Raw genomic sequence first — 13,650 nt, 5'->3', positions numbered from 1 at the left:
TTAAATAATCATGTTAAGTATCGTTACCCGAGTACGAGATAAAATTAAGCCCATTTCTTTGAGTCAATTCAATTTTGTATTGGCTATATGGTTAGGTCTTGTTCTAAATATTGCTTTTTTTCAAAAAATTCAAAATTTGACTCCTTACCAAGGTCCGAAAGCCTATCTTTTTTTAACGGCTACGGTATTGGTGATTATAGCTGCCTATAATTTGATTTTTCAGCTGCTGCAATGGACATGGAATGCAAAAATCTTTGCCTATATTTTACTGTTTATAGGTGGTTTTACTGCATATTTTGTAAATAGCCTAGGGGTGGTCATTTCTCCAGAGCAGATTCAAAATATGATGCAAACCGATGCACGTGAAGTTGGTGATTTATTATCTTTGCGCTTTGTATTGTGGACGCTTGCATTTGTCTTATTTCCAATACTGTGTGTCAGTCTGATTCGGATCAAGCGTGAGACCCTAGCTCGTAAAGTCACTAAAAAACTATTAACAGGTGCAGGATCATTGCTGCTGGTAGGTGGTTTGCTCTTTGTTTTTTACGTGGATTTTGCGGCAATCTTCCGTGAACATCGTGATTTAAAAGGCATGATTTCACCTCAAAATGCCATCTCTGCAACATTGTCTTATTATCGTAAATCTGCGCCTAAAAAGAATTTACCTTTAATTCACTATGGTGAAGATGCGCATTTGGTGCAGCAAGTCAAAGAGAATGCTAAACCGAAATTAATGCTGTTGGTGGTGGGTGAAACAGCACGTGCAGAGAGTTTCTCTTTAAATGGTTATGGCAAAAATACCAATCCTGAATTATCCAAACTGAATGTGATCAATTTTAATCAGGTCAGTTCATGCGGTACTGCAACTGCTGTTTCTGTGCCTTGCATGTTCTCTGGTATGCCTCGTAAAGACTATGATGAACAGCTTGCCAGCCATCGTGAGGGATTACTTGATATCGCACAGCGTGCTGGCTACAAAGTGACCTGGATAGATAATAACTCGGGCTGTAAAGGCACATGTAACCGGGTTGAGCAATATCAGATTCCTCAGCAGTTAAAAGACAAATGGTGTGATAAAAGTGGAGATTGTCATGATGAAATTTTGGTGGATAGCCTAAAAACCTATCTGGCTGCAATTCCTGAATCTGACAAGACCCCACGTTTAATCGTCTTACACCAGATGGGCAGTCATGGGCCAGCTTATTATCAACGCTCAACTACAGCCTTCCAGCCTTTTAAACCGAGCTGTGATACCAATGCGATTCAAGGTTGTAGCCGGACAGAATTGTTGAATAGTTATGATAATTCGATTGTCTATACTGATCATGTTTTAAGCTCACTGATTCAGGTGTTGAAAGGCAACTCGGCTTATCAAACCGGATTCTGGTATTTGTCGGATCATGGTGAATCGACTGGAGAACACGGTTTGTATTTACATGGTTCACCTTATGCGATTGCACCGACTCAGCAGACTCATATTCCCATGCTGATGTGGTTTTCACCTGAATGGGCTGAGCAAAATTCTGCGCAAATCACTTGCTTAGCAGCCCAAAAAAGCAAAGAATTAAGTCAGGATAATTTGTTCCCAAGTCTGCTCAGTCTGCTTGATGTCAAAACTCAAGTGGCGGATGAACAAAATAATATGTTGCAGCAGTGTGAAACCAAAAAAAAAGCGTGAGTTTAAAGCATGGCTAAAATCTTGATAATTGAAGATGATTTCATGATTGCTGAATCCAGCATGACTTTGCTGAAATACCAGCAATTTGATGTGGAATGGGTCAATAATGGCATCGATGGTTTAAAAAAGCTGGGCCAACACAAGTTTGATATTGTGCTACTCGATCTGGGTTTGCCGATGATGGACGGAATGCAAGTGTTGAAACAGATCCGTCAGCAGTGGCCAGCTTTACCTGTGCTGATTATTTCTGCCCGGGATCAGTTGCAAAACCGGGTCGATGGTTTAAATAATGGGGCAGATGACTATCTGATCAAGCCCTATGAGTTTGACGAACTGTTGGCTCGTATCCATGCTTTATTACGCCGTAGTGGCGCTGAGTCTGCATTACAAGACAGCCAGAACATTTTAAGTTATGGTGAACTGACGCTGGATGTGGAACAGCATATTGCCAAGTTTAAGGGACAATATATTGACTTATCTAATCGTGAATGGGCGATTTTGATTCCTTTGGTCAGTCATCCAAACAAGATTTTTTCTAAAGCCAATTTAGAAGATAAACTGTATGATCTGGACAGCGAAGTCAGCAGTAATACCATTGAAGTCTATGTACATCACTTGCGTGCCAAACTGGGTAAAGATTTCATTTGTACCATTCGTGGTTTAGGTTATCGACTGGGACAGCTCTAGAGTCAGTCAGCTATAAAGTCATAAAATCAGCAATAAGGTCAGCCATTGGTACAGTCACAGTATTCATTAAAAAAACGCCTGATTATTTATATCTCTGTTTTTAGTATTGCATTGGGATGCTTGCTGATTTTTTCCGCTTACCGGATTGCGCTGCAGGAAATTAATGAAGTGCTCGATGCACAGATGCAGAATCTGGCAGAACGTATTGCGCAACATGATCCTGAACCAGTGCAAAGCCGCTTTGAGCAAGCCAAGCATTATCATGAAGAAGACCTGTTTGTAGATGTTTGGGCTTATGCCAAAGAAGAGCATAAAACCCATGCTATCAATTTATTGGTTAACCCTGTCAAAAAAGCAGGCTTTTATACGCATAAAACCTCACAAGGTGTTTGGCATACTTACGTGTTACCCTTAGAACATTATCAGGTTCAGGTCAGCCAGCAGCAAGAAACACGGCAGCGTTTGGCCTTAGAACTCGCTGGTAGTATGTTTATTCCTTATCTGCTGTTTATGCCTTGCGTGATTTGGGGACTGAGCTGGATTATTAGTCGTAGTTTGCAGCCATTGGATGATTTTAAGGCTGAATTGGCGCAACGTGATTCAAATGAACTGAGGGCGATTCAATTAAATGATTATCCGGTTGAAATTGTGCCGACCATTACGGAAATGAATCATTTATTTGAACGGATTTCCTCTGCACAACAGGAGCAGCGGCAGTTTATTGCCGATGCTGCCCATGAGCTTCGTACACCCATCACTGCTTTAAATTTGCAAATGCAAATTCTGTTAAAACAATTTCCGGAAGATCAGGATTTACAGAATCTGAGTAAAGGATTAATCCGGATTCAGCATTTGGTCAGCCAGTTACTTAATTTGGCTAAACAGGATGCTTCTGTTCTGGAAGCGGAAAATAAACAGCAGTTTTTACTCAATCAGGTCGCCGTGAATTGCGTTGAACAGCTAATTCATCTTGCCATGCAAAAAAATATTGATTTAGGGATGGAGCATCAGGAAGATGTGCTGCTGCATAGTCAGGAATCTTCCGTGCATTCCATTATTTATAATCTGATTGATAATGCCATTAAATATACGCCCAATCAGGGAGTGATTAATGTCTCTGTGTTTGAGCGGGATGGCTTAGCCATGATTCAGGTTGAAGATAGTGGGCCAGGTATTGCACCAGAACTTTATGAAAAAATTCTGAAACGCTTTTATCGCGTGCATCATCATCTGGAAATTGGCAGCGGTTTAGGGCTTTCAATTGTAGAGAAAGCCACGGAAAGACTGGGTGGAAAAATTTCATTTTCCAAGAGCCTTGGTCTAGGTGGTTTGCAGGTCAATGTGCAGTTACCACTCTAGGGTGGAAATCGTTTAGTGCCAGCAGCTGATTACTGCTGCTGGCTGGTTTGTGCAGATGTATTGGTGATTTGAGATAGCCCAAACCTTTTATAATTAAGTAGATAAAAACTGACGTTGACCAACCAGATAATCCACGCCGTCCATAAGTTGTGACTGAGAAAATGTGCACCGCGCATCATTTGTCCCCAACCCATGGCAAAACCTAAAATAAAACCAGAGATTAGAAAAAAATAGGCACGTTTTTTATCAGATCGTCTAAATACAAAAAAACCAGCCATCAGCGCAAAACCGGTAGAGGCATGTCCACCAGGAAAACAGTGACCTTGGGTAGCAGAAAAATCCCAGAAAAATCCTTGAGTGGTTGGAATAGTAATATTCCATGGGCAGGCATGGGCAGAATGTGATTTTAATAAGCCAATAATTGATGTAGAAAGGATCACCAGAAAAAAGAAATAACCATAGTTCCAACGTAAAGGCTTAAGTTTTTCGAATTTGAATGAGCCCAGCCAAATGATCAAAAAGCTGGCATAAACCAAAATAATCAGTTCTTTGACATAACGGTGGTTCAGTTCAGCCAAATACCAGTTATCACGTAACAGGAATTTCCCGGACGAACTCACCCAAGGATGAATCAGTGCCAGATCTAGACTGCCTCCGACAGGGAAGCACACCAAAAGCAGGCAGAAGCTGATGATGAGGAAACAGCCCTGATAGAGCATGAAGCGTTGCTTATCGTGCATAGTAAAGATCAATAGTTTTTAGTGCTGCAATTACAACAATCAAAACTTAATCTAGACTTAAGCAGACTTGGAGGAGATGAACTATGCAGCTGAAAAAGAGATGAATAACAAAAACAGACGCAGAGTTTAAGCAACAGCTTGTGTCAAATGCTGATAAGCATATTCAACAAAGAGCATAATGATACAAACGCTCAGTGCTACATTAAGCACAAAATAAATATAGGTGTTTACATGGCTATACAGGCGGTTTTGTTCGATCTTGATAATACCCTCACGCATCGTGACCAGAGTATTTTGGCCTATAGCCAATTCTTGGCACAGACCTATCAACACCAATTACAGCATGCAGACATCAGTTTAATACAAGCCATTATCCGCCGTATTGATAATGGCGGCTACCCGAAAAAAGAATGGCTCACCCATCCCAGTATTGCGGCTTCTGTAGCTTATGCCTTGCAACAGGAATTAAGCTGGAACAGTCTGCCTGATTTTGATGAACTGACCCAGTTCTGGTTTCAGCAATTTGGATTGTCCGCAGTGGCGATGCAGGGAGCCAGTCAACTGTTAACCGAATTAAAACAGGCCGGTTATAAACTGGCGGTGATTTCAAATGGCGGTCATGCCACCCGCTTAACTATTTTACAAGGTTTGGGTTTTAGCCATTATTTTCATGAAATTGTCAGCTCTGAGCTGGCGGGTTTGAGCAAACCGAATCCTGAAATTTTTCTCTATACCTGTCAGAAGCTCGCTGTTGAGCCAGAACATTGTCTATTTGTCGGTGATCATCCGGTCAATGATGTACAGGGGGCAATGGCAGCCGGTATGCAGGCTTTATGGCTACAAGGTTTTCATCCTGCAACAGATCATCAGCCTGTGCATACCATTCAGCATTTGGCTGAAATTAAAAAGTTTTTATGAGGTTGATGGGTTTTACTCTTGAATGAGCAAAGTTGTTATAAACGCTTATCTTAGAGACAAATAATCAAAAAAAAGCGACCCTTTCGGATCGCGCTGAAAATCAAGATTCATTTAAAATGTTCAGTTGAACTATACAGTTTTAAAAAATGGTTTCTTCTGAATTGGCTGAAATTTTATGAATGGATAAATCTGCACCACGGAATTCTTCTTCTTGAGATAAGCGGATACCCATGATGCATTTTAATGTACCGTAAACGACAAAGCCGCCAGCAAGTGCAATCGAGATGGCCAGTAAAGTACCAATCAGTTGTGAAATGATTGAAACACCACCTAAACCGCCTAGCCATTGTTGTCCAAAAATCCCCACTGCAAGCCCGCCAAAGGTGCCACATATGCCGTGTAGAGGCCAAACACCGAGCACATCATCCACTTTCAGTTTGTTTTGAGTGTAAGTGAACAGTTTGACAAAAATGATACCTGCAACCATGCCAATGATTAATGCGCTAACCGGATGAACGACATCGGAGCCGGCACAGATTGCCACCAAACCTGCCAAAGGACCATTGTGCAAGAAGCCGGGGTCATTTTTGCCCATGAAGTTGGCTGCAATGGTTCCACCAACCATTGCCATCAATGAGTTAATCGCTACCAGTCCGGAAATGGCATCCAGACGTTGTGCACTCATCACGTTAAAGCCAAACCAGCCGACAATTAAAATCCATGAACCTAGTGCAAGAAAAGGAATGGAAGATGGTGGATGCGCACTGACACGCCCATCCTTTTTATAACGGCCATGACGCGCACCCAGTAAAATGACCGCAACCAGTGCAATCCAGCCCCCCATGGCATGTACGACGACTGAACCGGCAAAATCATGGAAGCCTGCACCAAAGGTTTTGGCTAACCAGCCTTGCAATCCTAAATTACCGTTCCAGGCAATCCCTTCAAAGAAAGGATAGACTAGGGCGACCAATAACAAGGTCGCAATCGCTTGAGAACGCATTTTGGCACGTTCTGCAATACCACCAGAAATAATCGCCGGAATGGCTGCAGCAAAGGTCAGTAGGAAGAAGCAGCGCATCAGGTTATAGCCGTGATCCGCAGCTAAAGTTGCGCCAATATGGAAAAAATGCTGGCCATAAGCAATATAGTAGCCGACAAAAAAATAGGCGATGGCAGAAATGGAAAAGTCTGTCAAAATTTTACTCAAGGCATTGACCTGATTTTTATGTCGTACTGTGCCCAGTTCCAAGAATGCAAAACCTGCATGCATGGCTAAAACTAAAACCGCACCAAGAAGGAGAAAGAGTAAATCTATATTTTGCATTTTATGGCTCCATTTTAGTGCTTAAAATCACAAAAAGAAGATCAGTATAGCTATGTGATTTTTTTCGTGAAGATGTTCGAAAGTGGGAAATTTTGATTAAGCAGCATTAAAAAATAACAAGACTCGATATAAAGCAATAACTTGCTTAAGATACAGCTTATTGCACCAATATTGTGCAATATTGTTTAATTTAAATTATAAATAAATATATGATAATTGAATAAAATTTAAAGCTTTTAAAGAAGTTTTTTTTATGCAATTTTTCTGGCACTGAATAGTGGCAAGATTAGCCCACTAAAAAATTCTATTATGCTCATCGTTTATAATAAATAAAAAATTGAAAATGCATTTAAATACGTTCTGATTTGGGTCAGTTTTAGAAATTGAGCATAAAAAAACCAAGCCAATCTGAATGGCTTGGTTAAAATACACACTGTTTTAGTGCAGGATTTTATTTAAGAACTGCTGAGCGCGATCACCTCGTTGGGTGTTGAAGAACTCATCTTTGGTGCAGTCTTCCACAATTTTACCCTGATCCATGAAAATTACCCGGTTGGCCACCTGACGTGCAAAGCCCATTTCATGGGTTACACACATCATGGTCATGCCTTCTTTGGCCAGTTCCACCATCACATCCAGCACTTCATTGATCATTTCAGGGTCCAGTGCCGAAGTGGGTTCATCAAACAACATGGCAATTGGGTCCATGCTTAAGGCGCGGGCAATCGCCACACGCTGCTGCTGACCACCGGATAGCTGGGCCGGAAACTTGTTGGCATGTGTGCTGAGCCCGACACGATCCAGATAGGCCAAGCCTTTTTTCTTGGCTTCAGCTTCCGAACGTCCCAAAACTTTAATCTGGGCAATGGTCAGGTTTTCGGTAATGCTCAAATGCGGGAACAGTTCGAAATGCTGGAACACCATACCCACGCGGCTACGTAGTTTGGTCAGATCAGTTTTTGGGTCCTTGATGGAAATACCATCCACCACGATGTTGCCTTGCTGGAATGGTTCCAGTCCGTTGACAGTTTTAATCAGGGTCGATTTACCTGAACCTGAAGGCCCGCAAACCACCACCACTTCCCCTTGATGAATCTGGGTGGTGCAATCGGTTAATACCTGAAAATCTTTATACCATTTACTGACATTTTGCAGGTCAATCATCACTTTACCATCAGTCATACAGTTAACTTCCTTTGTAATTTTTTAACGGCATAGGTCGCGATCATACTCACAGTAAAGTACACCAAACCTGCAAATAGAATATATTGGGTCAATAGCGACATCAGGTCGCCGCGGACGTAGTTGGTCCGGAAAAAGTCCAGTAAACCAATGGCATAAACCATGGTTGAATCCTGAAACAGGATAATGGTCTGCTGTAACAGCAGCGGGGTCATCTTCCGGAAAGCTTGTGGCAAAATAATCAGCCGCATCGACTGTCCGTAACTCATACCGAGGGCATAAGCTGCTGAAGTCTGACCTTTGGGAATCGACTGGATGCCGGCCCGGACAATCTCCGAAAAGTAAGCCGCTTCAAACAGCATGAAGGCCACGATACTGGACACCAGTGCGGTATCAATGGTCAGATAATTCCCCGTAACAGCCGTGTAGATAAACGGTACGGCAAAATAGAACCACATCAGCACCAACAGCAAAGGGATGGAGCGGAACAGGTTGACATACGCCTGTGCGATTAAATTTAGTGCCTTAAAGGAGGATAAACGCATCAAGGCGAGCAGGGTACCAATTAAAATCCCGCCAATGGTCGCGCTGATCACCACTTTTAAGGTAATGCTCATACCATGCCACAAGGCAGGAGCAGACAGTTGTAAGTCATTTAAAAATGCAGTGAGCCATTCCATTATTTATCTCCTGCAATTAAACCGGGAACACGTAAACGTTTTTCCAGCATATTCATGGCCTGAATTAAACAGACGTTAATCACAATAAAGATGATGGTCACGTAGGTATAAATTTCGATGGTGTTCTGGGTATATTCACTGATGGTTTTCATCTGGGAAATAATTTCGGCCACACCCACCAGTGAAGCAACCGAGGTGTTTTTGACACAGTTGGTCAGCTCGGAACTCAGCGGTGGCAAAATGGTGCGGAAAGATTGCGGCAAAATCACGTAGCGATACAACTGACTGGTGCTAAAGCCCATGGCATAACCGGCATTCACCTGACCCACAGGCAAGGCTTCAATCCCGGTACGCACCTGTTCACACACCCGCGCTGCGGTAAACAAGCCCAGACCGACACTGGCTGAAATAAGTGCCGTGGTATTGGCGCCCAAGTCATTCATCCACCATAATTTAATGGGCGTGGGTAAAAAGTTGGGAACCACATAGAACCAGATAAATAATTGAATCAGCAGGGGAACATTACGAAACAGGGTGACATAAGCAGTCCCGATACCGCGTGCGGTCTTGCTGGGTAAGGTGCGCATGATGCCCAAAATACTGCCCAGAACCATCGCAATGCTCCAGGCCACGACGGCAATCACCAGTAGCCAGCCCAGACCGGTCACAATCCAGTTCAGATAGGTGGTATCACCCACCCCAGTAGACTGTAATAAAACTCCCCAGTTCCAACTATAATTCATAGTAACTCCTGAGTAGCATCAGGCAAAAAATCCTTTTTCTACCTGATGGATAAAGTTGTTGTTTTAAGGCTTATTGGTCACGGTCATGTGGATTGCTGATTAATGCTTTCAACTGATCCGACATTTTGAAGTTTAGATTGATATTTTTGGGTGGAATCGGTTGCTGGAACCATTTCTCATACATCTTGTTGATTTCACCAGAACTATAAGTAGCTTTAATGGCATCATCGACTACCTGTTTGAAGCCAGTATCGCCTTTACGCAGCATGCAGCCATAAATTTCATGAATTGGCGCAGTTCCAACAATTTCCCATTTATTTGGATCAGCTGCTTTGGATTTTTCACCAGCCAGCAGGATGTCATCCATCATAAAGGCTGCCGCACGACCATTTTGCAGCATCAGGAAAGATTCCGCATGGTCTTTGGCTGAAATGATTTCACCTATTCCTAATTCTTGCTGATGCTGACGGATATAACGTTCAGAGGTGGTACCGGCAGTGGTGACCAGTTTTTTACCTTTCAGGTCAGCAAAATCTTTCACACCGGAATCTTTAGCGGTGAGAAGACGCGAACCGACTTCAAAGAAACCGACCGAAAAATCGACCTGTTGCTGACGTTCTTTATTGTTGGTGGTTGAACCACATTCCAGATCGACCGTTCCGTTAGATACCAGCGGAATACGATTCTGGCTGGTCACCAGGTTATAGCGAATTTTTAAATCCGGCATGTTCAGTTTCTGCTTCACGGCATCTACAACTTTTAACTGTAAATCGTGTGCATAACCCACAGGCTGATTGGGATTGTCGGCAATATAGGAAAATGGAATAGAGGAGTCACGATAGCCCAGCACAATGGTGCCTGATTTTTTGATTTTATCGAGTGTACCTGAAGCAGCGGCATCTCCGCCGGCAGGCTTTTCAGAAGATGGTGCTTTATTGTCACTACAAGCACTCAGACCGAGCATGAGTGCGCTTGCACAAAGTAGGGAAGTAATACTGCGTTTATGTGTCATGTATAAAACTCCTTTTTATTTCATTATCATCAACTGCTCAGTTGCCAGTGGAAAGCCACTTATTTGTTATGCAAAAGATGTTTTCTTTTCTGTCTATAAATACATTAGATTTCATCTTAAGCGAGTTTTGAAGGATTGCTCAAGCAAATTTTTTTAGGGTTTTGTTACCAATAAATGATTATGAAATAACTGTTTTTTGCTCTGATCTATGAGTGTATTGGCCGCTTGAGGTAAAACGATTTTAGTTGTGTTCAGTTAGGACAGACTAAAGTCTAATAAGCCGGATCATTTTTAAATAAGACTTGAAAACTTGCTTGAGAGAGTGTTGTATGACTTGGTTCATGGTAAGCAATAAGGGCAATGGCTTTGCTTTAAATGAAAAGATAACCCTAAAATTGAATTCAGTTATACTTTTCTTTTTGCCATCATTGTTGCTATGTCTTTTGAGTTAAAAACCACGAATCAAACCCAACTAGAGCCTGCCACACCTGATAAAAAGCTCAATCGTTTAATTGATGAGATTGAACAGCAAAAACTGGATTTGGCCAAATGGCAGCAGGCGCAAGAACAGATTCAGCAGCAAGTGCGCTTAAAACTGTTACCGATTTATAGCGAATTACATCAAACCTTATTTCAGCAGTTAGAGCAGCTTTGGGACAACGTGCAGAACCCTGAATTTTCTAAAGCTGAACAGTTGCAACTGGATGATAAAACCGCACAGCTTGCCAAGCTGCTTCGTCATTCAAAATCCCTCAATAAGCAGCAAATCGAAAGTGTACAAAAGATTGATGAATTTTACCGTCAATTGAATAGGCAAAAGACTCCGCCTAAAACGCAGTAAAATCATCAAACGCGCACATTACATGAATCTTCTGAAACTCAGACTGATCAGTTTGAATATGATGAGTGGGACAGTGAAAAGTTCCAGCAGCAGCGAGAGCAGGCTAAGCTTAAAAAACAGCTCGAAAAATGCGAACAAGCAGCGAAAATGGCTGAGCAATCGTTGAAAACGGTGTATTTAAAAATCACAGCAATGATTCACCCTGACCGTGAACCCGATGAAGCGAAGAAAGAAGAAAAAAGAAAAAACAGCATTACTGCAAACCGTGAATCATGCCTATAACGAGCAGGATTTGTTTTATTTGCTGAAATTACAGCTTCAACTTGAACTGAATAAAGGCTTAAGTCAAAAGGCGTTGAGTAGTGATCAGATCAAGTTTTATAAACTGGCGTTGGAAGGGCAAAGTCAAAAACTGGAACAGCAAATCGCTGATATTATTGAAGGCTTTCATATTTCAACCAAAGTGCAGTCTGAGCCGGATGTGTATAAAGCCATAGATGCCGATGTTGCCATCTTAAAACAGCAAGTGAAGTGGGAAAAGGAACGGTTGAAATATATGGGGAAAGTGAAGGGGGTAAGGGTGTTGATAGAACAAGGGACTTTATAGTTTCCCTCACCCCAACCCTCTCCCAGAGGGAGTAGCATGTGATTTTATACCTTCATAAATTTAAAAATGGATGTTCCCTCTCCTTGTAGGAGAGGGCTAGGGAGAGGTTATAAAATTTGATAATCTAAAGAAAATAATAAAAACTAAATTCCCATGAACAAAAAACTTGATCCCCAACTCTTAATCTTTGCCAAATCCATGCGCCACACCTCCACTGATGCAGAAAACCTCATGTGGCAAATCCTTCGTGCTAAGCGATTTATGAACCTTAAATTTCGTCGTCAGCATGTGATTGCTTCGTACATCGTGGATTTTTACTGTCATGAAATTGGTTTGGTGATTGAGCTAGATGGTGGACAGCATGGAACTGATGATGCAATTGAATATGATGCCGAGCGTACAAAGTTTTTAGAGGCTTTGGGTTTAACGGTAGTGCGATATTGGAATCATGATGTGTTGGGTAGGACGGATGTGGTTTTAGAACACTTATGGGAAGTATGTTGTGAGTTGAAAGAAAATCAATAATAGTAAATTCCCTCTCCCCATGAGAGAGGGCTAGGGTGAGGGTCGAAGTTATACGAAAGAAATTTAAAAGCACCTCTCCCTAACCCTCTCCTACAAGGAGAGGGAATTCCATTGTTAAATTCACGTAGGTATTAAATCAAATGACGCTCCCTCTCCCTATGGGAGAGGGTTGGGGTGAGGGTTAATTCAAGAGTTGATTTAAAAGTTTAGGTAATTCTTCAAACTCTTCAAACCAAATGACATTTATACCAAGTTCAGAAAACATCAATTCTTGTAGATTATGATGACGTTCTAAAAATGAGGACTGCAAAGATATGGAATGAGTCGATTTATTCTCTTCTGCAAATTCTTCAATATTAATTCTTCTTAAGAAAGCATAATGCTTCGCAATATTAGTTCCAGTTTGAGCAATTTCTAATAGTCTTCTTAAATTTGGATCATCTAAAGACAAGCCAATCATTATGCATGTATGTTCTTTTAAAGTGGAAAGCTGAATTAAATTAGACCAATGATATGGGTTGGAATACATTCTGTGATAACCTGATTCAGAAAATATCAGATCCATATCTTGGTAGTGTTCCTTAGATTTAGATAAATTAATGTTTTGAGGAATGAAACCATGGACATGGTAGATTGGTAGTTCTTCATTCTGATACTTTACATTATCTAAAAAAATTGATTTATATTTTAAATCCAGTCTATCCAAATGCATTTCTATTAAATTATCAAAATTGTATGTGACAATTGAATTTATCTTTGCTCCAACTCTGGTGGGGATACATAATTTACCTATTGCTGTAATGAGAGGTGATTTCTTACTCTTTTTTTTATATAAACATTTTTGTAATTCAATTAGAAAATTACCAGTATCATTTTCCTGTGTCGAAAATCCTTTTTGCAAATATCTTGCTGAAAGCAAGGCTGACTTCATATATTTTCCAGAAATACTCCGACTAATATAATTGATAGAGTCTCTATACTCGCCTATTTTCATTTCCTTTAGTTCGGTATTATCTAATGTACTATTTACGAGGTAGGTGGTAAATAGGCTTGAAATAAGCTCATCCCAGCTTGGTAAATTTGCACTACAAGATACTCCAGCTCCTAAAAGGAGAGATATTTTTTCACTGTTTTTATATTTTGTTTTGAGTTTTTCAAGTAATTCATCGGATTTTGTTTTCCAATCATCATTCTTGATGAAAACTAAATTTTGTATTTTAAAAGCTTAGATTAGCATTTGAAGTGCAACACCATGTTCTTGGAATAATACCTGACTCGGGCTTCTAAATCCGAGTCTTTTTCTTGGGCGATGATTCAAACGTTGAGTGATTTCTGAAATATAAGCATCCGA

12 protein-coding genes and 1 pseudogene are annotated in these 13,650 nt (G+C 41.1%); 6 read left to right on the top strand and 7 right to left on the bottom strand.

Going from position 1 to position 13,650, the window contains the following annotated elements; translation table 11 throughout:
- Window positions 1-10: 10 nt before the first annotated feature.
- The 3 genes from FB6_RS15940 to FB6_RS15930 are packed head-to-tail and all read left to right on the top strand — an operon-like array spanning window position 11 to window position 3,724.
- Complete coding sequence (locus FB6_RS15940; RefSeq protein ID WP_174560869.1) at window positions 11-1,678, top strand: phosphoethanolamine transferase; 1,668 nt, start codon at window positions 11-13, stop codon at window positions 1,676-1,678.
- A gap of 9 nt (window positions 1,679-1,687) precedes the next feature.
- The gene (locus FB6_RS15935) at window positions 1,688-2,365 is read left to right on the top strand and encodes a response regulator transcription factor (protein ID WP_174560868.1); all 678 of its coding nucleotides are present in this window, start codon (window positions 1,688-1,690) and stop codon (window positions 2,363-2,365) included.
- Window positions 2,366-2,410: 45 nt separating this feature from the next.
- Window positions 2,411-3,724: a sensor histidine kinase gene (locus FB6_RS15930; RefSeq protein ID WP_174560867.1), complete on the top strand. Its 1,314-nt coding sequence runs from the start codon at window positions 2,411-2,413 to the stop codon at window positions 3,722-3,724.
- Between the two features lie 29 nt (window positions 3,725-3,753).
- On the opposite strand, the gene FB6_RS15925 is transcribed toward FB6_RS15930, so the two are convergent.
- The gene (locus tag FB6_RS15925) at window positions 3,754-4,464 is read right to left on the bottom strand and encodes a phosphatase PAP2 family protein (protein ID WP_174560866.1); all 711 of its coding nucleotides are present in this window, start codon (window positions 4,462-4,464) and stop codon (window positions 3,754-3,756) included.
- Window positions 4,465-4,695: 231 nt separating this feature from the next.
- On the opposite strand from FB6_RS15925, the gene FB6_RS15920 reads away from it, so the two are divergent.
- Window positions 4,696-5,382, top strand: coding sequence for an HAD family hydrolase (locus FB6_RS15920; protein WP_174560865.1), 687 nt, complete (start codon window positions 4,696-4,698; stop codon window positions 5,380-5,382).
- 139 nt (window positions 5,383-5,521) lie between these two features.
- Here the strand turns inward: FB6_RS15920 and FB6_RS15915 are convergent, their stop codons facing one another.
- The 5 genes from FB6_RS15915 to FB6_RS15895 all read right to left on the bottom strand — a co-directional run bounded on the left by FB6_RS15915 (window position 5,522) and on the right by FB6_RS15895 (window position 10,326).
- Window positions 5,522-6,709 (bottom strand): ammonium transporter, encoded by a 1,188-nt coding sequence (locus tag FB6_RS15915; RefSeq protein WP_174560864.1) that lies wholly within the window; start codon window positions 6,707-6,709, stop codon window positions 5,522-5,524.
- Window positions 6,710-7,147: 438 nt separating this feature from the next.
- Window positions 7,148-7,873 (bottom strand): amino acid ABC transporter ATP-binding protein, encoded by a 726-nt coding sequence (locus tag FB6_RS15910; protein WP_174560884.1) that lies wholly within the window; start codon window positions 7,871-7,873, stop codon window positions 7,148-7,150.
- A gap of 14 nt (window positions 7,874-7,887) precedes the next feature.
- Window positions 7,888-8,571 carry an ABC transporter permease subunit gene (locus FB6_RS15905; RefSeq protein ID WP_174560863.1) on the bottom strand — a complete coding sequence of 228 codons (684 nt, stop codon included), beginning with the start codon at window positions 8,569-8,571 and terminating at the stop codon, window positions 7,888-7,890.
- Window positions 8,571-9,314: an amino acid ABC transporter permease gene (locus FB6_RS15900; protein ID WP_174560862.1), complete on the bottom strand. Its 744-nt coding sequence runs from the start codon at window positions 9,312-9,314 to the stop codon at window positions 8,571-8,573. Before FB6_RS15900 ends, FB6_RS15905 begins: the two co-directional genes overlap by 1 nt.
- A gap of 70 nt (window positions 9,315-9,384) precedes the next feature.
- Entirely contained in the window at window positions 9,385-10,326 is a 942-nt protein-coding gene (locus FB6_RS15895; RefSeq protein WP_174560861.1) for a transporter substrate-binding domain-containing protein, read from the bottom strand.
- Window positions 10,327-10,762: 436 nt separating this feature from the next.
- On the opposite strand from FB6_RS15895, the pseudogene FB6_RS15890 reads away from it, so the two are divergent.
- Together FB6_RS15890 and FB6_RS15885 are read left to right on the top strand one after the other, a co-directional pair.
- Window positions 10,763-11,774 (top strand): annotated as a pseudogene (locus FB6_RS15890) (molecular chaperone DnaJ).
- A 153-nt stretch (window positions 11,775-11,927) separates the two neighbouring features.
- Window positions 11,928-12,299: an endonuclease domain-containing protein gene (locus FB6_RS15885; RefSeq protein ID WP_174560860.1), complete on the top strand. Its 372-nt coding sequence runs from the start codon at window positions 11,928-11,930 to the stop codon at window positions 12,297-12,299.
- Window positions 12,300-12,480: 181 nt separating this feature from the next.
- Here FB6_RS15885 and FB6_RS15880 read toward each other — a convergent pair whose 3' ends face one another.
- Window positions 12,481-13,230, bottom strand: coding sequence for an SIR2 family protein (locus FB6_RS15880; protein ID WP_174560859.1), 750 nt, complete (start codon window positions 13,228-13,230; stop codon window positions 12,481-12,483).
- Window positions 13,231-13,650: the final 420 nt, after the last annotated feature.

The sequence above is a fragment of the Acinetobacter bouvetii genome (assembly GCF_902753875.1).
Taxonomy (GTDB): Bacteria; Pseudomonadota; Gammaproteobacteria; order Pseudomonadales; family Moraxellaceae; genus Acinetobacter; species Acinetobacter bouvetii_A.
This window is presented reverse-complemented; position numbering and strand designations above follow the sequence as displayed.

Excerpts from the sequence above, each read along its gene's own strand:
- FB6_RS15940 (WP_174560869.1), top strand. The coding sequence starts at position 11 with ATGTTAAGTATCGTTACCCGAGTACGAGATAAAATTAAGCCCATTTCT.
- FB6_RS15935 (WP_174560868.1), top strand. The coding sequence starts at position 1,688 with ATGGCTAAAATCTTGATAATTGAAGATGATTTCATGATTGCTGAATCC.
- FB6_RS15925 (WP_174560866.1), bottom strand. The coding sequence starts at position 4,464 with ATGCACGATAAGCAACGCTTCATGCTCTATCAGGGCTGTTTCCTCATC.
- FB6_RS15920 (WP_174560865.1), top strand. The coding sequence starts at position 4,696 with ATGGCTATACAGGCGGTTTTGTTCGATCTTGATAATACCCTCACGCAT.
- FB6_RS15915 (WP_174560864.1), bottom strand. The coding sequence starts at position 6,709 with ATGCAAAATATAGATTTACTCTTTCTCCTTCTTGGTGCGGTTTTAGTT.
- FB6_RS15910 (WP_174560884.1), bottom strand. The coding sequence starts at position 7,873 with ATGATTGACCTGCAAAATGTCAGTAAATGGTATAAAGATTTTCAGGTA.
- FB6_RS15905 (WP_174560863.1), bottom strand. The coding sequence starts at position 8,571 with ATGGAATGGCTCACTGCATTTTTAAATGACTTACAACTGTCTGCTCCT.
- FB6_RS15900 (WP_174560862.1), bottom strand. The coding sequence starts at position 9,314 with ATGAATTATAGTTGGAACTGGGGAGTTTTATTACAGTCTACTGGGGTG.
- FB6_RS15895 (WP_174560861.1), bottom strand. The coding sequence starts at position 10,326 with ATGACACATAAACGCAGTATTACTTCCCTACTTTGTGCAAGCGCACTC.
- FB6_RS15885 (WP_174560860.1), top strand. The coding sequence starts at position 11,928 with ATGAACAAAAAACTTGATCCCCAACTCTTAATCTTTGCCAAATCCATG.
- FB6_RS15880 (WP_174560859.1), bottom strand. The coding sequence starts at position 13,230 with ATGAAGTCAGCCTTGCTTTCAGCAAGATATTTGCAAAAAGGATTTTCG.